Origin of the sequence: Rhizobium metallidurans (assembly GCF_014196505.1) — a bacterium.
GTDB classification, from domain to species: Bacteria; Pseudomonadota; Alphaproteobacteria; order Rhizobiales; family Rhizobiaceae; genus Rhizobium; species Rhizobium metallidurans.
Genome location: NZ_JACIDW010000005.1, coordinates 198,004 through 217,001 on the forward strand (window position 1 = coordinate 198,004; position 18,998 = coordinate 217,001).

The following is an 18,998-nucleotide window of genomic DNA, read 5'->3' on the forward strand; positions in this document are numbered from 1 at the left end:
CCTGTGCCTCTGTCGAGACGTGGCCTCAATGCTTCATCATCACGGGCATGGTCGCGTGCGAAAGCACGTAGCGGGTGATCCGGCCGAACAGCAGTTCCAGAACATAGCCGTGTCTGAAGGCACCGATGAGCAGGCAGGTGGCTTTCTCCGTCCGGGCGAAGTCGACGATCGCCTTGCCGATCGAACCGCTGCCCGAGGCCATAGCGACCACCTGTCCGTGAAGCGCAAGGCGTTCAAGCAGCGCTTCGGCGCTGGCCTTGGCCTTGCCGTCGGTATCGTCGACGCAGAGCACGGTGATCCGCGCGGCGGCCGACAGCCAGCGCCTGGCGGCGACCAGCGTGTCTTCGGCGTGTCCGTGCTGTCTCCAGCCGATCACCACATGGCCGAAAAGATTGCCCTGGTAGTAATCTCGCGTGGGCGGCATCAGCACCAGCTTGTGCTGGCTGAACACGACGCTGCGAAAGGCGTCCTGCGCGTCGGCGTTCCCGTGGCTCGATGTCACCACGAGCTCGCTTGCAGCACATTCGGTCGCGACGCAGCGGGCGACATCGCCGCGGCAATCGTCGAGAAAGACCGTGCGTCGTTGCGGGTCGCGCCGGCGCCAGGTCACGAATGCCTGGTTCACCTGCTCGAAACGCTGCCGGGACGAGCCCTCGGCGTGATCGCGCAACTGTATCAGATCGATCTCCTCGGCGGAAAAGACCAGCGTCATCGGTTCCGATCCGATGTGGGCCGCGGCCATGCAGCCATGGATGGCATGTGCCGCGTCCTCGGCAAGGTCGAGGCAGAGCCGGGCGGTCATCGGGTCCGGCAGCAGCGCCAGAACCTCCGCGCCGCCATGCGATCGGCACAGCGGACTATAACTTTCGAGATCCTGATCGGCTTCTTTTCGATCGCTTGTGAACATGGCCGTACGCGCTCCAAAGGGCGCTGCCGGGCAAACAATGACCGCATCGGGGCGGCCGCACCGCAGGCGCCAACGACGTGATTTTACGCCTGCGGATGACGCTCTGCAACAAACTCCGCAGCGAGAAAATCGCATGGTCCGGCGAAGCGCCGCGTTCCCGAAATGGCGCCCGCAACCACCCGCCAATCCCCGCGCGCACAGCGGACCGGCATTTTTTCGCGGCTGGCCCTTGTATAAAAGGCCTTGCTAATCAATATCATCGCGATGCCCGGAGCCCCCCGTGTCATATTGCGTTGCAAAATGTGATTGAGAATGCCATTTTCCCGCCGGGGGTTAATTCAGAGTGATTTTAGAAGGAGACTTATATGTCCATTTCGCTCAGCAATCTGGATAAATCCAACGCCCAGCCAATCCCTCCGGTCAACGCAGCCGCAGTTCTGAGAACGGCACGCGAGACCATTGGCTACAGCGTTGATGATCTCGCCGTGACGTGTGGTTTGCTCGTCGCGGAAATCGAGGAAGTCGAGAGCGGCGAAGATACGGATTCGGCCAAGATCAAGCGGATCGCCGCAGCCTTGCAGCTGCCGCTGACCTCGCTCGGCCTCGAATAATCCAGTTGTCTTGCGGGACTGGCGGTATGTCGCCAGTCCCGCCGACTTAACGGTTCCTTAACCGTGTTGCCCGAACCGCAGGGACGGGCCGATGCCAGAGGTAGTTTTACCTCTCCCCATATAGGATATATTGGCAACCTGAGGGCGAATGTTGAGCCGGGCGCTACATCGTGTTGAGCGGCAGCCGGACGATATCGTGGGGATGGCATCATGGAACGACGTGCATTTCGCATCGGCGATCGATTGGTCGATGGCGGGGAATTCCTGGAACGCGGCATGCTGCTCGCGTGCGCGGCTATGGCCGTCGTGCTCCCCATTCTCGGCACCAGTCTTTCCGATACGACCGACGATATCCGCTTGCATGATGCCCGCCTGTTCGGCGCGGCTACCTATCTTCTGCTTCTGGCCTATACCGCCGGTTTCTTCGGCGTCTTCACGCGTTCCGTGCGCGAGCATATGCGCTTCATCGATCTCGGCGGCCTGATCATGACCGCCGTTGCCATCTCGCGCGCCGTCTACATGCTTGGCTGGGTTCCGCTTGCCGGTACCGTGGATAACGGCGGCCTTGCGTCGGTGCCGCTGGCTGGATTTCACCTGTCCTACGGCAGCGTGCCGCTCTTCGTTCTGCTGTTCGGCGGCACATGGCAGTTGCGCCGGTCCTGGCGGACCTGATCGCCCGACAATACCGATCCTTTCCCGCTGATCGTGGAACTCCAGCCATCGGCACACGTTTTCCTTGTCTGAGAGGAGCGCGTGCATGGTGGAACCCCCGCCTATTCTTCAGACAGAAGGCGCAGCGAAGGACCGTGAGGACGGTCGCGACAGGCCCGTTATCGCGAGCCTTGGCCAATTCCGTTGGAACAGCCGCGTCGTCGTGATCTTTCCCGACAAGGACAATTCCCGAACCGCCCGGCAGGAAAACCAGCTGATGGCGGCCCGGCCGGGCCTGGAGGAGCGCGACGTGGTCGTGTTGAAGGTCAGTGGCAAGACCGTGCGCCCGCTTCTCGGTGCCGCGGAGGATGTGAAGGAGCAAGCGCTTGCCGGTGAACTGGCCCGGGATCTCGCCGCCCCGCCACCGGGAGAATTCATGGCCTTCCTTGTCGGCAAGGATGGGACGGTGAAGCTCACGATTGACCAGCCGATCACGGCCGCCGAGCTTTTCGCCATCATCGATGCCATGCCGATGCGCGCGGGCGAAGCCGCTCGAAACCAGCGCCGGCCACTCTGACCCACACATCATGAAAGGAGCGGATCATGTCCGTGCCAAACGAACCCTTGCCCGGCACGCCGCCGATGCCGGGACCCGATTGGGCGCCGCAGCCCCCGATCCACGAACCGGAGCCCGACGCCCTACCCGACGAGCTGCCCAACCCCAATCCGGATGAAAACGACGAGCCCGCGAAGCACGCGTGAGCCTGGCAACGCCTCGCGAAGCAGGGCGGCAGCAAGGTGTGCGGGGCGCAAGCTACAGGAACATCCGCCGGTCGTCCGACACCAGTTCCTGCAGGAAGTCGACCACGGTGCGCACGCGCAGGAGATCGCGTGCGCTTTCGTGATATGTCGTCCAGTAGGCGCGCTCGATCGAGACATCCGGCAGGATGCGGATCAGCTCGGGATATTGCCGGGCGATGTAATCGTGCAGGATGCCGATGCCGGCGCCGGAGCGAACGGCCTCCGTCTGGCCGGTCGCGGTCGAAATCTCGAAGCCGGCATCCCAGCTGCGCATCACCGCCGACGAGAAGTTCAGCGATGCGGTGAAAACCAGATCCTCGACATAGCCGATGCGGGGGTGTTCCTTGAGCGTCTCGACATCATCGGGCGCGCCGTTCGCTTGAAGATAGTCCCTCGAGGCGTAGAGCCCGAGCGTGTAGTCCGTCAATTTCGCGGAGACGAGACGGCCCTGTTCCGGCCGCTCCAGCGTGATCGCGATATCGGCCTCGCGCTGCGACAGCGAGAAGGAGCGGGGAACCGGCACCAGCTGTATCCGCAGTTCCGGATGCCGCTTGATCAGCCGGCCCAGCCGCGGCGCCAGAAACGCGACGCCAAAGCCGTCGGGCGCGCCGATCCTCACCGTGCCGGCGATGCTGCTGTCGAGTTGGCCGAGGCTTGCCTGCGCCCGCAGCATCTCGGTCTCCATCCGCTCGGCCGCATGGAGAAAAGTTTCGCCCTCGGCCGTGAGCTCGCAGCCATTGGTGCGCCGAACGAGCAGCCGCGTCTTCAGCCGCTCCTCCAGCGTCGTCACCCGTCGGCTCAGCGTGGCGTGGTTGACGCCGAGCCGCTTGGAGGCGGACAGGATTTGCCCGGTTCGCGCCACGGCCAGGAACATTCGCACATCATCCCAGTCCAAATCGGCCTCCGGCTTTAATTTTTGCACAACGGTTGCTTAAACCTGTTCATTGATCTGTGCAAATTGAAGTGCGATGCTGGTTCATCCAATAAAGACTTTGAAACCAGAGGAGGCACACCCATGCATGAGATTGGTCATTTCATCGGCGGCAGGCACGTCGTCGGCTCGAGCGGCCGTTCGAGCAACGTCTACAACCCGGCAACGGGCGAAGTTCAGGCGACGGTCGCGCTCGCCAGCATCGAAGAGATGCGCGCCGCCGTCGAAAACGCCAAGGCCGCGCAGCCGAAGTGGGCGGCCACCAACCCGCAGCGCCGCGCGCGCGTCTTCTTCAAGTTCGTCGAGCTCTTGAACAAGCATATGGACGAACTCGCCGTCATGCTCTCCAGGGAGCACGGCAAGACGATCGAAGATTCCAAGGGTGACATCGTTCGCGGTCTCGAAGTCTGCGAATTCGTCTGCGGCATTCCGCACCTGCAGAAGGGCGAGTTCACCGAGGGCGCCGGCCCGGCGATCGACATGTACTCGATGCGCCAGGCCGTCGGCGTCGGCGCCGGCATCACTCCGTTCAACTTCCCGGCCATGATCCCGATGTGGATGTTCGCGCCCGCCATCGCCTGCGGCAACGCCTTCATCCTGAAGCCCTCCGAGCGCGATCCGTCCGTGCCGATGCGCCTGGCCGAACTGATGATCGAGGCCGGCCTGCCGGCGGGCATCCTCAACGTCGTCAATGGCGACAAGACCGCCGTCGACGCGATCCTCACGGACCCGGATATCGGCGCCGTCTCCTTCGTCGGCTCGACGCCGATCGCGCGCTATGTCTACGGCACGGCGGCGATGAACGGCAAGCGCGCGCAGTGCTTCGGCGGCGCCAAGAACCACATGATCATCATGCCCGACGCAGACATGGATCAGGCCGTCAACGCGCTGATGGGCGCTGGCTACGGTTCGGCCGGCGAGCGCTGCATGGCGATCTCCGTCGCCGTCCCGGTCGGTGAGGAAACCGCCAACCGCCTGGTCGAGAAGCTGACGCCGAAGATCGAGGCGCTGCGCATCGGTCCTTACACGGATGACAAGGCCGACCTCGGTCCGCTCGTCACCAAGGAAGCACAGGCCCGCGTCTCCGGTCTGATCGACAAGGGCGTCGAAGAAGGCGCCAAGCTCGTCGTCGATGGTCGCGGCTTCAAGCTGCAGGGCTATGAGGACGGCTACTTCGTCGGCGGCACCCTGTTCGACAACGTCACGCCGGATATGGACATCTACAAGACCGAAATCTTCGGGCCGGTCCTCTCCGTCGTTCGCGCCAGGAACTACGAGGAAGCCCTCGAACTGCCGATGAAGCACGAATACGGCAACGGCGTCGCGATCTACACCCGTGACGGCGATGCTGCCCGCGACTTCGCCTCGCGCATCAATATCGGCATGATCGGCATCAACGTTCCGATCCCGGTTCCGCTTGCCTACCACTCGTTTGGCGGCTGGAAGGCTTCGAGCTTCGGCGACCTCAACCAGCACGGCACGGACTCGATCAAGTTCTGGACGAAGACCAAGACGATTACCGCCCGCTGGCCATCCGGCATCAAGGACGGCGCCGAGTTCGTCATGCCGACGATGAAGTAAGTGTTTGTAAAAATTACACTTTGGAAGCGGGCTCCGTAAGGGGCCCGTTTTCGTTCAGGGCCGGGCGGCGCTCGCCTTTATAACGTGATTCATTTTTTCATCTTTTTCTATTTTGGAATTGTTCAAAACTATCAAAGGCACTATATACAGCGTCTGACACGAACGAATCTGGAGATCGGCATGCGTTTGACCAAGCAGACCAACTATGCTGTTCGCATGTTGATGTACTGCGCTGCCAATGACGGCAGTCTCAGCCGGATTCCGGAAATTGCCAAGGCATACGGCGTTTCCGAGCTCTTTCTGTTCAAGATCCTTCAGCCGCTGAACAAGGCCGGCCTCGTCGAAACCGTGCGCGGCCGCAACGGTGGCGTGCGCCTGGGCAAGCCTGCCGACAAGATCAGCCTTTTCGATGTCGTGCGCGTCACCGAAGACAGCTTCGCCATGGCGGAGTGCTTCGAGGACGATGGCGACGTCGATTGCCCGCTGGTCGATAGCTGCGGCCTGAACTCGGCGCTTCGCAAGGCGCTCAACGCCTTCTTCGACGTGCTGACGCAATACTCGATCGACGATCTGGTCAAGGCGCGCCCGCAGATCAACTTCCTGCTCGGCCTTGACGGCGATCATCATCACGGCAAGCCGCGGGCTGTCGCGCCGGCTGCCTGAAGTAGCAATCGTGAATATAGCGCAACCGCGGTCATCGAGCATGGCCGCGGTTGTTTTGTTTTCAAAAAGGGATCGAAAGCGCTCGTTGAGCGTGTCGTAATATGTCGTCTCCGACGCGAAATTATACCAAATGCGACGAAAACAAGGGTTATCCAGCGCGAATATTTCTAAATGCGGCCTATTTTCGGCGGAAAATTACTAAAGTTGTCCGACTGGAAAAATTTTCCACCGGGGTCGTTGATTTCAGCAAATAAATATCGTTCCATCGGCGCTCGATCCGGAGGAGCGCTCTGGGATCAGAAAAACGTATAAAAGAACAAACCTGGGAAACGAAATCATGAAAAAGATCTCTGTCCTTCTGGCAGCGACTGTTTTGGCCTCTGCCATGGCGTCGGCCGCTTGGTCCAAGACGCTGGTGTATTGCTCGGAAGGATCGCCGGAAGGCTTCGATCCCTCGATCTACACGGCAGGCACCACTTTCGACGCCTCGTCGCGTACCGTCTACAGCCGCCTGGTCGAGTTCCAGAAAGGCAAGACCGAAATCGAGCCGGGCCTCGCCGAAAGCTGGACCGTTTCCGATGACGGCCTGACCTATACCTTCAAGCTGCGTCCGGGCGTCAAGTTCCAGACCACCGAGTTCTTCACGCCGACCCGCGATCTGACCGCCGAGGACGTCGTATTTTCGTTCGAGCGCCAGCTGAAGGCTGATCACCCCTGGGCCAAGTACGTCGCCGGCGTTTCCTACGAATACGCGGCCGGCATGGGCTTCCCCGAGCTGATCAAGTCGGTCGAGAAGGTCGATGACCTCACCGTCAAGTTCACGCTGAACCGTCCGGAAGCACCGTTCCTCGCCGACCTCGCGATGGACTTCGCCTCGGTCGTTTCCAAGGAATACGCCGACAAGCTGCAGGCCGATGGCAAGATGGAGCAGATGAACCAGATGCCGCTCGGCACCGGTCCGTTCACTTTCGTCGCCTACCAGCCGGATGCCGTCATCCGCTACAAGGCCAACGAAACCTACTTCAAGGGCAAGGAAAAGATCGACGATCTCGTTTTCGCGATCACCCGTGACGCTTCGGTTCGCGCGCAGAAGCTGAAGGCCGGCGAATGCCAGATCATGCCTTACCCGAACGCCGCCGACATCAAGGATCTCAAGGCCGATTCGAACCTCAAGGTTCTGGAACAGCCGGGCCTGAACGTTTCCTACCTCGCCTACAACACGCAGCAGGCACCGTTCGACAAGCCTGAGGTCCGCAAGGCGCTCAACATGGCGATCAACAAGCAGGCGATCGTCGATGCCGTCTTCCAGGGCGCCGGCCAGGTTGCCAAGAACCCGATCCCGCCGACGATGTGGTCCTACAACGACGCCATCAAGGACGATGCCTACAGCCCCGACGAAGCCAAGAAGATGCTTGAAGCCGCTGGCGTCAAGGATCTCTCGATGAAGATCTGGGCCATGCCGGTTTCGCGTCCGTACATGCTGAACGCACGTCGCGCCGCCGAGCTGATGCAGGCTGACCTCGCAAAGGTCGGCGTCAAGGTCGAGATCGTCAGCTACGAATGGGCCGAATACCTGAAGCTCTCCAAGGACGTTAAGCGCGACGGCGCCGCCATCCTCGGCTGGACCGGTGACAATGGTGATCCGGACAACTTCCTCGACACGCTGCTCGGCTGCGAAGCCGTCGGCGGCAACAACCGCGCTCAGTGGTGCAACAAGGACTTCGACGCCCTCGTGAAGAAGGCCAAGACGACCGCCGACGTTGCCGAGCGCACCAAGCTCTACGAAGAAGCTCAGGTCATCTTCAAGAAGGAAGCGCCCTGGGCAACGATCGATCACTCGACGGAATTCGTTCCGATGAGCGCCAAGGTTTCGGGCTATGTGCAGGATCCGGTCGGTGTTCACCGCTTCGATGGCGTTGATATCGCCGAATAACCAAAACTATGCAAAGATGCCCGACAAGATCGGGCTTGGCCGGCGGTCAGGTTTGATACCTGACCGCCGGACTAATATGGACATCTGATATGTTTCGTTTTTTCATCGGGCGCCTAGCGGTCCTGATTCCCACCTTCCTTGGTGTCTCCATCATCGCCTTCTCGTTCATCCGCCTGCTGCCGGGAGATCCCGTCATGCTGATGTCGGGCGAACGCGTCATGGCGCCGGAGCGCTATGCCAAGATCATGAGCGACCTTGGCCTCGACCGGCCGCTCTACGTCCAGTACATCGATTACCTCGGTAATCTCGTGCAGGGCGATTTCGGCTCGTCCATCGTCACCAAGCGTCCGGTCCTGCAGGAATTCATTTCGCTGTTTCCGGCCACGATGGAGCTGGCGCTCTGCGCCATCCTGTTCGCCATCATCCTCGGCATCCCGGCGGGCATCTTCGCCGCCGTGAAGAGGGGGACATGGTTCGACCAGGGTGTCATGGGCGTGGCGCTTGTCGGCTATTCGATGCCGATCTTCTGGTGGGGCCTGCTCCTCATCGTTCTCTTCTCGAATACGCTGCAGTGGACGCCCGTCTCCGGCCGTATCTCGTTGATGTACTTCTTCAAGCCGGTCACCGGCTTCATGCTGATCGACAGTCTGCTGTCCGGTCAGGCCGGCGCGTTCAAGTCGGCCTTCCGGTCGCTGATCCTGCCTACCATCGTTCTCGGCACCATCCCGCTCGCCGTCATCGCCCGCCAGACCCGCTCGGCCATGCTCGAGGTTCTCGGCGAGGATTACGTTCGCACCGCCCGCTCCAAGGGCCTCGCGCCTCTTCGGGTTGTCGGCGTGCATGCGCTGCGCAACGCCATGATCCCTGTTGTCACCTCGATCGGCCTGCAGGTCGGCGTTCTGCTTGGCGGCGCCATCCTGACGGAAACCATCTTCTCCTGGCCGGGTATCGGCAAGTGGATGGTCGATGCGGTCTTCAAGCGCGATTACGCCGTGGTCCAGGGCGGTCTGCTGCTGATCGCTGCCATCATCATGCTCGTCAATCTGATCGTCGATCTCATGTACGGTCTCATCAACCCACGCATCAGACACTAGGAGCGGCTCATGAGCACGACAAACACCACGTCTGCCCAGCCCTCCGGCCTTTCGGAGTTCTGGTACTACTTCTCCCGCAACAAGGGCGCGGTCATCGGCCTCGTCATCTTCGTCTTCGTGCTGCTCCTGGCCATCTTCGCGCCGTGGGTCGCACCACATGATCCGAACGTGCCTTCGGGCATGCAGCGCGTGCCGCCGGCTTGGGCGGAAGGCGGCAACAGCCAGTTCCTGCTCGGCACCGATGCGGTTGGCCGCGACATGCTCTCGCGTCTGATCTTCGGCACCCGCTTCTCGCTGTTCATCGGCCTCGTCGTCGCCTCGCTGTCGGCCGTCGCCGGCGTCCTGCTCGGCCTCATCGCCGGTTATTTCCGTGGCCGCACCGATACGGTCATCATGCGCGTCATGGATATCATCCTGGCATTCCCGTCGCTGCTGCTCGCTCTCGTGCTGGTCGCCGTTCTCGGCCCCGGCCTGCTGAACGCGATGATCGCGATCTCGATCGTCAACCAGCCGCACTTCGTGCGCCTGACCCGCGCCGCCGTCATCAGCGAGCGCGAGAAGGAATATGTCGTGGCATCGCGCGTTGCCGGGGCCGGGACGCTGCGTCTGATGTTCAAGACCATCCTTCCGAACTGCGTGGCACCCCTGATCGTTCAGGCAACGCTCGCCTTTTCGGCGGCTATCCTCGACGCGGCGGCCCTCGGCTTCCTCGGCATGGGCGCCCAGCCGCCGACAGCCGAGTGGGGCACGATGCTCGCCGACGCCCGCGAGTTCTTCCAGAGCTCTCCGTCGCTCGTCACCTTCCCGGGCCTGTGCATCCTCATCACCGTTCTTGCCATCAACCTGATGGGCGACGGTCTGCGCGATGCGCTCGATCCCAAACTGAAGAGGTCCTGATATGGCACTTCTCGAAATCGAAAATCTCGTCGTCGAGTTCCAGACCTCGACCGGCACCTTCCGCGCTGTCGATGGCGTGTCGATGAAGGTCTCGGCCGGCGAAGTCCTGGCCATCGTCGGCGAATCCGGCTCTGGCAAGTCCGTCTCCATGCTGGCTGCCATGGGCCTTCTGCCCTGGACCGCCAAGGTCACGGCCGACAAGCTGGTCTTCGACGGCCGCAACCTGCTCGGCATGTCCGGAACCGAGCGCCGCAAGATCATCGGCAAGGACATGTCGATGATCTTCCAGGAACCGATCGCCAGCCTCAACCCGTGCTTCACGGTCGGCTTCCAGATCGAGGAAGTGCTGCGCATTCACCTCGGTCTCGGCAAGGCGGAACGCCGCAAGCGCGCCATCGAGCTTTTCGACGCCGTCGGCATTCCGAACCCCGCCGAGCGCCTCGGCCATTTCCCGCACCAGATGTCGGGCGGCCAGTGCCAGCGCGTGATGATCGCCATCGCGATCGCCTGCAATCCGAAGCTCCTGATCGCCGACGAGCCGACCACAGCACTCGACGTCACGATCCAGAAGCAGATCCTCGATCTCCTGATGCGCCTGCAGACGGAACACGGCATGGGCCTCATCATGATCACCCACAACATGGGTGTCGTCGCCGAGACCGCCGATCGCGTGATCGTGCAGTACAAGGGTCGCAAGATGGAAGAAGCCGATGTGCTGTCGCTGTTCGAAGCACCGAAGAGCGATTACACCCGCGCGCTGCTCGCGGCTCTGCCCGACAACGCCACCGGCGACCGCCTGCCGACCATCGGCGAAATTTTCAAACAGACGAGTGAGGGAGCGGCCCAATGACGCCAGTCCTCGAAGGCAAGAACATCGTCCGCAACTACTTTCTGCCGGGCGGCCTGTTCAAGAAGGAAAAGACCGTGCACGCCGTCAAGGGCGTGAACTTCAAGGTCGATGAGGGCAAGACGCTCGCCATCGTCGGTGAAAGCGGCTGCGGCAAGTCGACGCTCGCCCGCATCATCACCATGATCGATCCGGCAAGCGACGGCGAACTGTTCATCGACGGCAAGAAGGTGGATATCGCCGCCGGCGACCTGACGCCAGAGATGCGCCGCAAGGTGCAGATCGTCTTCCAGAACCCCTATGGTTCGCTGAACCCGCGCAAGAAGATCGGCGACATCCTGATGGAGCCGCTGATCATCAACACCAACACGCCCGCCGCCGAACGCCGCGAACTGGCGATGTCGATGCTGAAGAAGGTCGGCCTGCAGGACGTCCACTTCAACCGCTATCCGCACATGTTCTCCGGCGGTCAGCGCCAGCGTATCGCGATTGCCCGCGCGCTGATGCTGAAGCCGCGGCTTCTGGTCTTGGACGAGCCGGTCTCCGCACTCGATCTTTCGGTGCAGGCACAGGTGCTGAACCTGCTCGCCGACCTGCAGGACGAGCTGAACCTGACCTACGTCTTCATCAGCCACGACCTCTCGGTCGTTCGCTACATGGCCGATGACGTCATGGTCATGTATTACGGCGAGGCCGTCGAATACGGATCGCGGGACCAGGTTTTCAACGACCCGCAGCACAGCTATACCAAGACATTGTTCGCGGCGACGCCGCGCGCCGATGTCGACACCATCAGGGCACGTCTCGCCCGCAAGAATGCGGCCATCGCGTCGTAAGCTTGGGTCTCCTGACACGGCGGATCATGCCGAGGTGAGGAGAGATTCCGGAATGTCAGGACAAAACACGCGCCCCCATGCCATCATCGTCATGGGGGTCAGCGGCTCCGGCAAGTCGTCCGTGGGCGAGGCGATGGCGGAAGCGCTCGCCGTCGAATTCACCGAAGGCGATTCGCTGCATCCGGCGTCCAATGTGGAGAAGATGTCGAAAGGCATCCCGCTCACCGACGATGACCGCATGCCCTGGCTCGATATCATCGGCAAGACCATGAAGGCGGCGCTCGACCGCGGCGAGGGCATCGTCCTGTCCTGCTCGGCGCTGAAGAAGAGCTACCGCGACCGCCTGCGCGCCGCTGTCGACGGCAACCTGTTCTTCGTCTACCTGCACGGCTCCAGAGAGCTTTTGACCGAGCGCATGGGCGCCCGCAAGGGCCACTTCATGCCGCTCTCCCTGCTCGAAAACCAGCTTGCGACACTGGAAGTTCCGACCGGAGAACCCGGCGTCGTCACCGTCGATATCGATGGGACGATCGACGAGATCGCGAAGACGGCGCTCCGCGATCTCAAGGCTTTGGTGATTTCCTAGCCGTCGTTCCTGAGCAGGATCTTCTTCTCGAAGAAGAAGTAGGGCCGCAGGCGGACGCCGATGATGTTGCCCGCGAAGGCCGCCACTGCCCAGAGATAGCCATGCAGGCTGCCCGACGCGATGCCGGAGAAATAGGCGCCGACGTTGCAGCCATAGGCGATGCGCGCGCCGTATCCGAGCAGCAGCCCGCCGATGACGGCGGCCAGCAGCGAGCGCAGCGGGATATCCCAGCTCGGCGCGAAGCGACCGGCCAGCGATGAAGCGAGCATGGCGCCGGCGATGATGCCGAAATTCATCACCGAGGTGATGTCGGCGAATACGCTGTCGGAGAGCGCCTTGGCGTTGGCGGGCGTCTGCCAGTATGACCAGGCGGTCGGATCGATGCCGATCAGCTGCGCGCCCTTGGCGCCCCACAGCGCAAATGCCGAGGTGACACCCCAGGGACGTCCGGCGATCGACAGCGTCGCGAAGTTGAGCAGCGCCAATGCGACGGCGCCGAGCACCAGCGGCCAGGGGCCGCGCAGGAAGCGGGAAATGCCCCGGCGTGGCGAGGGGGCGGCCACTTCCAGCGATCCATGCCAGCGCTTTTCGACCAATATCGTCAGGCCGGCAATGGCGGCGAAGATGAGCAGCGAAACCGCGATGCCGCCCGTGGCGCCGAAGCTCGTCACCAGCGATGTCGGCGGCAGCGATGGCAGGCTCACCCACCAGTCGAAGTTGACGGTGCCGAGCAGCGAGCCGACGACGAAGAAGAACAGCGTCACCAGCATGCGTGCATTGCCGCCGCCCGCCGTGAACAGCGTGCCGGAAGCGCAACCGCCACCGAGCTGCATGCCGATACCGAACATGAAGGCGCCGACGATGACACCGATGCCTGCCGGCGCCACCGAGCCCCTTACCTCATTGCCGAACAGCGTGCCGCTGGCGAGAAACGGGAAGAACAACACGACGGCGATGGCAAGCAGGATCATCTGCACGCGCAGGCCGCGCCCGCGTCCATCCATGATGAAGACGCGCCAGGCGGAGGTGAAGCCGAAGGCGGCGTGATAAAGCGCGATACCGAGCGCGCCGCCGACGAGGAACAGCGCACCCTGTGCCGGGCCGTAATAATAGCCGAGCAGCAGCGTCCCGAGAACGAGAACGAGCAGGGAGCCGAGGCCCGGCGTGCCGAGCGAGGGTTCGCGGGTTTCGAGAACGGAGGTGGAGGCAATGGACATGAGAAATTTCCTAACGTTTCCCGCTCGTTTTAAGGATTATCCCGCCCGTCGTGTAGGAATCACGTTGCGTCATCCGCCGCCGGGGCGGATTCCTGTCCTCTCCGTGGGCTAAAATGCGAAAAGCAATGATCTCTACGGATTAAACCGCTGCGGCGAATAGGCGGAGATGTCGACGAAAGGCTTTTCGCCCGTCATCTGCTCCGCCAGCGCCCTGCCGGTCACCGGCCCGAGCGTCAGCCCGTGATGCGCGTGGCCGAAGGCGAACCACAGGCCCTCGTGGCGCGGCGCCTTGCCGATAACAGGCTTCATGTCGGGCGTGCAGGGGCGGGCGCCCATCCAGGGTTCCGGGTCGAGCCGCTCGCCGAGCGGGAACACGCCGCGCGCCACCGTTTCGGCGCGGTCGAGCTGCACCGGCGTCTTTGGCGCGTCGATCGCCGCGAACTCGGCGCCCGTCGTCAGGCGGATGCCGTTTTCCATGGGCGCCATCAGATAGCCGAGCTCCGTGTCGGCCACGGTGTTGTTAAGCACGGCGTTGCCTTTCGCCGAATAATGCATGTGATAGCCGCGCTTAACCCCGAGCGGGAAGGCGTAGCCGAGCCTCTTCGTCGCGACCGCCGCCCATGGCCCGAGCGCCATCACCGCCTCGTCGGCCTCCACGGGACCCTCGTCGGTCGCGATCTTCCAACCGGCGCCGAACTTGCCGAAGGAGTTCGCATCCCCGGTGATAAAGCGACCGCCGATGCTTTCGAAATAGCGCAGATAGCTTGCCGTCAGTGCCTGCGGATTGGTGACCGACCACGGATCGCGCCACTTCAACGCGCCGACGAAGCCGAGATTGAGATCAGGCTCAAGCCGCGCCAGATCGCCGGTATCCAGCCGATCGAAGCCCACGCCGAATTCCCGCTGCAAGCGTTCGGCCTCGGCGAATTCCGCGTCGCGTTTTTCACCAGTACGGAACACTTCGATCCAGCCGTTCTTGCGGATCAGATGCTCGGCGCCTGCCGCCTCGATCAGGTCGTTGTGCTCGGAGATCGAATGCGCGATCAGCGGCGCATAGGCCTTCGAGATCATCTGGTGACGCTTGGTGTTGGAGTGCCACCAGTAGCGCGCCAGGAAGGAGAGCTGCTTCGGCAAAGCGTTGAGGTGATAATGCGCGTCGATACGGTTGTTGAAGGCGTAGCGGACAAGAAGCCCGAGCTGCTGAGGGAAGCCATAGGGCACCACGCCCTCGCGCTGGATCAATCCGGCATTGCCGAAGGATGTGCCGTTGCCCGGCGGCTTGCGATCGATCAATGTCACCTGCCGTCCGCGCCGCTGCAGATGAATGGCCGTCGATACGCCGACGATGCCGGCTCCAAGCACGATTACGTTCTTCGTCATTTTCCCACGAAACCCACGATATTATCGCGATCGAAAATGCCCCTCTGCCAAGCCGCGTGCAAATGAAAAATCGCATTCATTTCAAAAACATTGCCGTCTTCAGCGCGCGGTTCTCCACCGAGATGCGAAGCCACAGCATCAGCCCGTTCAAGATGGAGAAGACGGCGGCGAAGAGCGGCAAGCCGAACGCCAGCGGCAACACCGCGATCTCGCCGATCACGACCGCGTAGTTGGGATGCGACAACAGTCGATACGGTCCCTCGCGCACCAGCGGCGCCCCCGGCAGCACGATGATCCGCGTCGTCCACCGCCCCTTGAGCGTGGCCAGAACCCAGAGCCGGCCAAGCTGCAGTACGACGAAGAGCATGAACCATATCGGCTGGACAGAATGGCCGGGCGCCAAGAACCAGAGCCCGGCAAGCCAGCTCGCATGCAGTGCCACCATGACCGGATAGTGGTCGGCGCCGATCTCGCGAGCGCCGCGCGCCATGAGTGCGCGGGTATTGCGCCGCGCGATGATGAGCTCTGCCAGCCGTTGCAGCGACACGAGACCGAGGATGAGGATCGAGGGCCACATCGTCAGGCCCTCGTCAACGTCACGCAGCTGGCCGAAAAACCCGGCCCCATCGCGATCATCGCCGCCCGCTCGGGCAATCCCTCGCGCAGCACCCGCTCAAGCACGAAAAGCACCGTCGGAGACGACATGTTGCCATATTCCTCAAGCACCGCCCGCTCATGGTCGAGCGCCGAGGACGGGATCGATAGCGCGGTCCCCAGCGCCGCCAGCACGCGGGCCCCGCCGGGATGGCAGATGAAGCGGTCGATATCCGCGCGCCTCAGCCCGTTGCGACCAAGTATCCCGTCGATGGCCGGCCCCAGCTCCTTCTCCGCGAAGGGCGGCAGGGATTGCGCCAGCACGATCCCGAAGCCGGTATCGTCGATCTTCCAGCCCATGATCCCCAGCGTATCGGGAAACAGATGCTCCCCGGTGGATTCGACCGCGGCAAGCCCTTCCGGCCCGGCGCGCAAGATACAGGCCGCCGCTCCATCGCCGAACAGCGCCGTGGCGATGATATTCGCCCGCGTCAACTCGTCGAGCCGGAAGGCCAGCGTGCAGAGCTCGATCGAGACAAAGAGCACTGTCGCGCCGGGCCTTGCTTTCGCCAGCCGCGCCGCGATCGCGAAGCCCGAAACGCCGGCCGCGCAACCGAGGCCGAACACCGGCAGGCGCTCCACATCCGTCCGAAACCCGATCTCGGAGGCCAGCTGCGCATCGAGGCTCGGCGTCGCGATGCCGGTCGAGGAGACCGTGACGATGCAGTCGACATCGGCTCCCCTGAGGCCAGCCTTATCGAGCGCCGCCGTCACGGTCCGCCGAAACAGGCTGCGCGCCTCCTCCTGATAGGCCTGCATGCGGTCTTGCCAGCCATGCGGCTCGGTGAACCATGAGAGTGGCCGCGCGGCATGGCGCGTGCGGATGCCGGCATTGGTGAAGACGGGCGCGAGATGCGCGAAGTCTTTGAGCCGGCTGGAAAACAGCCGCGCCGAGGTCTCCGCGGCCTCCTCCTGCGTGATGACATGCAGTGGCGCCGCGGTGGCGAGGCTGAGTAGTTTGACGGTCTCGTTCACGAAAATGCTCCTGTTCGTCCCCCGGCGCACGCGGAGCAAACACGCCAGACCGGGCTTTATTCGCCGCCGGCTCTCACGAAACGGTGATCGGAAAAATCGGGACGCCCGCCGAATAAACCCGCCGGCTGCCGTGTTCATTCGCCGCAACCCTGTCCTCAAGACCAACCGTGTCTCAGACATTGTCCCGAAGGAGATATTCCATGACCTCAGCAACCTCTCGGATTGCATCCGTCCTGATCAGCGGCGCGATCGCCGCCTTCGCGTTCGCCGCGCCTGCTTTCGCCGCCGGCGGCGACGATAGCGGCGGCGCCACCACGCCGACCTGCAAGAAGGGTGAGGTCTACGACAAGAAGACGCAGAAATGCGTCAAGCAGTCGGGCGCCAACATCACCGACGAGAACCGCACCGAGTACGCCTATTCGCTGGCCAAGGCCGGCCGTTACGACGAGGCGCTGGCCATGCTCGACACGCTGAAGGACCAGAACACAGCCGAGGCCCTGAACTATCGCGGCTACGCGACGCGTAAGCTTGGACGCACGGATGAGGGCATCGGCTACTATCTGAAGTCGGTCCAGCTCGATCCGCAATATGCCAAGGTCCGCGAATATCTCGGCGAAGCCTATGTCATCAAGGGTCGCATCGATCTCGCCAAGGACCAGCTCGGCACCATCAAGACGCTGTGCGGCACGAGTTGCGAGGAATATCGCGATCTCAACGAAGCGATCACCGATCCGTCGAAGATCTGAGGAGCGGGAACGCCCGATAATGTGACGAGGAACATGCCGATGGTCGTCGCCTACACGACATTTCCTGCCTATAGTCACGCCAACAGGACCGCGTCGGCTCGCCCGGCGCGGTCCACGGCAAACCCCGTGGCGGAGGCGGCCATCGCAAGCGAAACCGACATCAGGAGCGGTCTGACGGAAAACCTGTCGCGGCTCTGGCGCTATGGTCTCGTGCTCTCGCATCGCCGCGACGTGGCCGACGATCTGGTGCAGCAGACCTGCGTGCGCGCGCTCGAGAAGGCCACGCAGTTTCAGCCGGGCACCCGGCTCGACCGCTGGCTGTTTGCCATTCTGCATTCGATCTGGCTCAATGAAATCCGCTCGCGGCGGGTCCGGCAAGGGCAGGGCTTCGTCGATGCCGAGCAGGCGCTCGTCGTCGATGGCGCGCGTGAAACGGAGGCGCATGTCATGGCCGCGCAGGTGCTTCGTCTCGTCGGCGCGTTGCCAGACGCGCAGCGTGCCGCGGTCTTCCTGGCCTATGTCGAGGGCCTGTCCTACAAGGAGGTGGCCGCCGTGCTCGATATTCCGATCGGCACCGTCATGAGCCGGCTCGCCGCCGCCCGCGCCGCGCTGGCCGGCAATCTGAAAGAGGAGGGCGGACGATGACCGACAAGACCACGATCCCCTCCGACGAGGCGCTGACCGCCTATCTCGACGGCGAACTGCCACCCACCGAGGCCGCGCGCCTCGAAGCGCTGTTGGAAACGGACGCCGAGCTCGCCGCCCGGCTCGCGTTCCTGTCCCGCGCCAGCCTGCCCTTCGCGCAAGCCTTCGATCCGCTGCTGTCGCAGGCGCCGAAGGCCGAGCTCGAAGCCATCCTCTCGCGTCTCTCCGCCGCACCGGTGGCGACGCCCGCAAACCCCGGCCGCCGCCGCTTTATCGGCGCGCTTGCCGCCTGCCTCGTGGCCGGCGTCATCGCCGACCGCGCCTTCATCGGCCTGAGCCGGAAGCTCGCCGCCCCCGACGAAAGCAGCGAATGGCGCGCGACCGTCGCCGAATACATCGCGCTCTACACGCCCGAAACGCTGGCCGGGCCGGTGCCGTCGCTTGCGTCGCAGCAAGCGCAGCTGGCGGCTGTCGAAGCAAGGCTCGGGCTCAGCCTCTCGCCGGAAGCCGTGGCGCTATCGGGCATCGATTTCAAGCGGGCGATGCTTCTGCAATATGACGACAAGCCGCTCGCCCAGCTTGCCTACCTCGATCCAGAGACGGGACCGCTGGCGCTTTGCATCGTCCGCTCCGACGATGGCGCCAGACCGCCTGTGGCAGAAGCCCGCAAGGGAATGAACGTCGTCTACTGGTCCGACAAAACTCACGCCTTCATGCTGATCGGCCGCGCGCCGCCGCAGCGTATGCAGGCGCTGGCGGCCGATGTGAGGACGCGGTTGGCTGCTTGAAGGGTGCCCAAGGCGCAACGGAAAATGCCAAAGATACCAAATGTTTAACCGAAAAATTAGCGCCCGGAGCCCCCTCATCCGACCCTTCGGGCCACCTTCTCCCCGCGGGGGAGAAGGGAGGGTGGAGCGAGCGGCCAGCCCCGAGTCTCTTCTCCCCAGCGGGGAGCAACCATGTCTCATCCTTTCACATATTTCGGCGTCCATTCGGTCTGTCGGGTGAGGATTGTGTTGGCGAGAATGACGAGTTTGCGGGCC

General features: G+C 62.9%; 21 protein-coding genes. 15 read left to right on the plus strand and 6 right to left on the minus strand.

Annotated elements, in window-relative coordinates:
• Positions 1 to 25: 25 nt before the first annotated feature.
• A complete protein-coding gene (locus tag GGQ67_RS11535; protein ID WP_183900307.1) occupies positions 26 to 907 on the minus strand; it encodes a universal stress protein in 882 nt (293 codons plus the stop codon).
• A 365-nt stretch (positions 908 to 1,272) separates the two neighbouring features.
• On the opposite strand from GGQ67_RS11535, the gene GGQ67_RS11540 reads away from it, so the two are divergent.
• The 4 genes from GGQ67_RS11540 (at position 1,273) to GGQ67_RS11555 (ending at position 2,931) form a co-directional block, all read left to right on the plus strand.
• Entirely contained in the window at positions 1,273 to 1,518 is a 246-nt protein-coding gene (locus GGQ67_RS11540) for a helix-turn-helix domain-containing protein (RefSeq protein ID WP_183900308.1), read from the plus strand.
• Between the two features lie 210 nt (positions 1,519 to 1,728).
• Complete coding sequence (locus GGQ67_RS11545; protein WP_183900309.1) at positions 1,729 to 2,190, plus strand: hypothetical protein; 462 nt, start codon at positions 1,729 to 1,731, stop codon at positions 2,188 to 2,190.
• 85 nt (positions 2,191 to 2,275) lie between these two features.
• Positions 2,276 to 2,746: a DUF4174 domain-containing protein gene (locus GGQ67_RS11550; protein WP_183900310.1), complete on the plus strand. Its 471-nt coding sequence runs from the start codon at positions 2,276 to 2,278 to the stop codon at positions 2,744 to 2,746.
• A gap of 26 nt (positions 2,747 to 2,772) precedes the next feature.
• Positions 2,773 to 2,931 carry a hypothetical protein gene (locus GGQ67_RS11555; RefSeq protein ID WP_183900311.1) on the plus strand — a complete coding sequence of 53 codons (159 nt, stop codon included), beginning with the start codon at positions 2,773 to 2,775 and terminating at the stop codon, positions 2,929 to 2,931.
• A gap of 52 nt (positions 2,932 to 2,983) precedes the next feature.
• On the opposite strand, the gene GGQ67_RS11560 is transcribed toward GGQ67_RS11555, so the two are convergent.
• Positions 2,984 to 3,865, minus strand: a complete 882-nt coding sequence (locus GGQ67_RS11560; RefSeq protein ID WP_183900312.1) for a LysR family transcriptional regulator — start codon at positions 3,863 to 3,865, stop codon at positions 2,984 to 2,986.
• Between the two features lie 120 nt (positions 3,866 to 3,985).
• Between GGQ67_RS11560 and GGQ67_RS11565 the strand changes: the two genes are divergently transcribed.
• The 8 genes from GGQ67_RS11565 to GGQ67_RS11600 all read left to right on the plus strand — a co-directional run bounded on the left by GGQ67_RS11565 (position 3,986) and on the right by GGQ67_RS11600 (position 12,338).
• Positions 3,986 to 5,482 (plus strand): CoA-acylating methylmalonate-semialdehyde dehydrogenase, encoded by a 1,497-nt coding sequence (locus GGQ67_RS11565; protein ID WP_183900313.1) that lies wholly within the window; start codon positions 3,986 to 3,988, stop codon positions 5,480 to 5,482.
• A 180-nt stretch (positions 5,483 to 5,662) separates the two neighbouring features.
• Positions 5,663 to 6,145 (plus strand): iron-responsive transcriptional regulator RirA, encoded by a 483-nt coding sequence (gene rirA / locus GGQ67_RS11570; protein ID WP_183900314.1) that lies wholly within the window; start codon positions 5,663 to 5,665, stop codon positions 6,143 to 6,145.
• A gap of 337 nt (positions 6,146 to 6,482) precedes the next feature.
• Positions 6,483 to 8,078: an ABC transporter substrate-binding protein gene (locus GGQ67_RS11575; protein WP_183900315.1), complete on the plus strand. Its 1,596-nt coding sequence runs from the start codon at positions 6,483 to 6,485 to the stop codon at positions 8,076 to 8,078.
• Positions 8,079 to 8,167: 89 nt separating this feature from the next.
• Positions 8,168 to 9,172: an ABC transporter permease subunit gene (locus tag GGQ67_RS11580; protein WP_183900316.1), complete on the plus strand. Its 1,005-nt coding sequence runs from the start codon at positions 8,168 to 8,170 to the stop codon at positions 9,170 to 9,172.
• A gap of 9 nt (positions 9,173 to 9,181) precedes the next feature.
• Positions 9,182 to 10,069, plus strand: coding sequence for an ABC transporter permease subunit (locus GGQ67_RS11585; protein WP_183900317.1), 888 nt, complete (start codon positions 9,182 to 9,184; stop codon positions 10,067 to 10,069).
• Between the two features lies 1 nt (position 10,070).
• On the plus strand, positions 10,071 to 10,919 hold the full coding sequence (locus tag GGQ67_RS11590; RefSeq protein ID WP_183900318.1) for an ABC transporter ATP-binding protein: 849 nt from the start codon (positions 10,071 to 10,073) through the stop codon (positions 10,917 to 10,919).
• Positions 10,916 to 11,752 carry a dipeptide ABC transporter ATP-binding protein gene (locus GGQ67_RS11595; RefSeq protein WP_112979890.1) on the plus strand — a complete coding sequence of 279 codons (837 nt, stop codon included), beginning with the start codon at positions 10,916 to 10,918 and terminating at the stop codon, positions 11,750 to 11,752. Before GGQ67_RS11590 ends, GGQ67_RS11595 begins: the two co-directional genes overlap by 4 nt.
• Before the next feature lie 52 nt (positions 11,753 to 11,804).
• The gene (locus GGQ67_RS11600; protein ID WP_183900319.1) at positions 11,805 to 12,338 is read left to right on the plus strand and encodes a gluconokinase; all 534 of its coding nucleotides are present in this window, start codon (positions 11,805 to 11,807) and stop codon (positions 12,336 to 12,338) included.
• Here GGQ67_RS11600 and GGQ67_RS11605 read toward each other — a convergent pair.
• The 4 genes from GGQ67_RS11605 to GGQ67_RS11620 form a co-directional block, all read right to left on the minus strand.
• On the minus strand, positions 12,335 to 13,555 hold the full coding sequence (locus GGQ67_RS11605) for a YeeE/YedE family protein (protein WP_183900320.1): 1,221 nt from the start codon (positions 13,553 to 13,555) through the stop codon (positions 12,335 to 12,337). The genes GGQ67_RS11600 and GGQ67_RS11605 overlap by 4 nt on opposite strands.
• 132 nt (positions 13,556 to 13,687) lie before the next feature.
• Complete coding sequence (locus GGQ67_RS11610; protein ID WP_183900321.1) at positions 13,688 to 14,935, minus strand: NAD(P)/FAD-dependent oxidoreductase; 1,248 nt, start codon at positions 14,933 to 14,935, stop codon at positions 13,688 to 13,690.
• A 76-nt stretch (positions 14,936 to 15,011) separates the two neighbouring features.
• Positions 15,012 to 15,512: an isoprenylcysteine carboxyl methyltransferase family protein gene (locus GGQ67_RS11615; RefSeq protein ID WP_183900322.1), complete on the minus strand. Its 501-nt coding sequence runs from the start codon at positions 15,510 to 15,512 to the stop codon at positions 15,012 to 15,014.
• Positions 15,513 to 15,514: 2 nt separating this feature from the next.
• The gene (locus GGQ67_RS11620; protein ID WP_183900323.1) at positions 15,515 to 16,564 is read right to left on the minus strand and encodes a 3-oxoacyl-[acyl-carrier-protein] synthase III C-terminal domain-containing protein; all 1,050 of its coding nucleotides are present in this window, start codon (positions 16,562 to 16,564) and stop codon (positions 15,515 to 15,517) included.
• A gap of 200 nt (positions 16,565 to 16,764) precedes the next feature.
• On the opposite strand from GGQ67_RS11620, the gene GGQ67_RS11625 reads away from it, so the two are divergent.
• From GGQ67_RS11625 to GGQ67_RS11635, 3 genes are read left to right on the plus strand one after another with little or no spacing between them, the layout of a single operon-like run.
• Positions 16,765 to 17,310: a tetratricopeptide repeat protein gene (locus tag GGQ67_RS11625; protein ID WP_183900324.1), complete on the plus strand. Its 546-nt coding sequence runs from the start codon at positions 16,765 to 16,767 to the stop codon at positions 17,308 to 17,310.
• Positions 17,311 to 17,349: 39 nt separating this feature from the next.
• Complete coding sequence (locus tag GGQ67_RS11630) at positions 17,350 to 17,955, plus strand: RNA polymerase sigma factor (protein WP_183900325.1); 606 nt, start codon at positions 17,350 to 17,352, stop codon at positions 17,953 to 17,955.
• Positions 17,952 to 18,743 carry an anti-sigma factor family protein gene (locus GGQ67_RS11635; protein WP_183900326.1) on the plus strand — a complete coding sequence of 264 codons (792 nt, stop codon included), beginning with the start codon at positions 17,952 to 17,954 and terminating at the stop codon, positions 18,741 to 18,743. Before GGQ67_RS11630 ends, GGQ67_RS11635 begins: the two co-directional genes overlap by 4 nt.
• The last annotated feature ends 255 nt before the right edge of the window (positions 18,744 to 18,998 follow it).

Bases quoted from the DNA above. Each gene is read 5' to 3' on its own strand.
- GGQ67_RS11605 (WP_183900320.1), bottom strand. From the start codon at position 13,555: ATGTCCATTGCCTCCACCTCCGTTCTCGAAACCCGCGAACCCTCGCTC.
- GGQ67_RS11600 (WP_183900319.1), top strand. From the start codon at position 11,805: ATGTCAGGACAAAACACGCGCCCCCATGCCATCATCGTCATGGGGGTC.
- GGQ67_RS11545 (WP_183900309.1), top strand. From the start codon at position 1,729: ATGGAACGACGTGCATTTCGCATCGGCGATCGATTGGTCGATGGCGGG.
- GGQ67_RS11585 (WP_183900317.1), top strand. From the start codon at position 9,182: ATGAGCACGACAAACACCACGTCTGCCCAGCCCTCCGGCCTTTCGGAG.
- GGQ67_RS11540 (WP_183900308.1), top strand. From the start codon at position 1,273: ATGTCCATTTCGCTCAGCAATCTGGATAAATCCAACGCCCAGCCAATC.
- GGQ67_RS11635 (WP_183900326.1), top strand. From the start codon at position 17,952: ATGACCGACAAGACCACGATCCCCTCCGACGAGGCGCTGACCGCCTAT.
- GGQ67_RS11590 (WP_183900318.1), top strand. From the start codon at position 10,071: ATGGCACTTCTCGAAATCGAAAATCTCGTCGTCGAGTTCCAGACCTCG.
- GGQ67_RS11555 (WP_183900311.1), top strand. From the start codon at position 2,773: ATGTCCGTGCCAAACGAACCCTTGCCCGGCACGCCGCCGATGCCGGGA.
- rirA (WP_183900314.1), top strand. From the start codon at position 5,663: ATGCGTTTGACCAAGCAGACCAACTATGCTGTTCGCATGTTGATGTAC.
- GGQ67_RS11535 (WP_183900307.1), bottom strand. From the start codon at position 907: ATGTTCACAAGCGATCGAAAAGAAGCCGATCAGGATCTCGAAAGTTAT.
- GGQ67_RS11625 (WP_183900324.1), top strand. From the start codon at position 16,765: ATGACCTCAGCAACCTCTCGGATTGCATCCGTCCTGATCAGCGGCGCG.
- GGQ67_RS11615 (WP_183900322.1), bottom strand. From the start codon at position 15,512: ATGTGGCCCTCGATCCTCATCCTCGGTCTCGTGTCGCTGCAACGGCTG.
- GGQ67_RS11575 (WP_183900315.1), top strand. From the start codon at position 6,483: ATGAAAAAGATCTCTGTCCTTCTGGCAGCGACTGTTTTGGCCTCTGCC.
- GGQ67_RS11595 (WP_112979890.1), top strand. From the start codon at position 10,916: ATGACGCCAGTCCTCGAAGGCAAGAACATCGTCCGCAACTACTTTCTG.
- GGQ67_RS11580 (WP_183900316.1), top strand. From the start codon at position 8,168: ATGTTTCGTTTTTTCATCGGGCGCCTAGCGGTCCTGATTCCCACCTTC.
- GGQ67_RS11550 (WP_183900310.1), top strand. From the start codon at position 2,276: ATGGTGGAACCCCCGCCTATTCTTCAGACAGAAGGCGCAGCGAAGGAC.
- GGQ67_RS11565 (WP_183900313.1), top strand. From the start codon at position 3,986: ATGCATGAGATTGGTCATTTCATCGGCGGCAGGCACGTCGTCGGCTCG.
- GGQ67_RS11610 (WP_183900321.1), bottom strand. From the start codon at position 14,935: ATGACGAAGAACGTAATCGTGCTTGGAGCCGGCATCGTCGGCGTATCG.
- GGQ67_RS11630 (WP_183900325.1), top strand. From the start codon at position 17,350: ATGGTCGTCGCCTACACGACATTTCCTGCCTATAGTCACGCCAACAGG.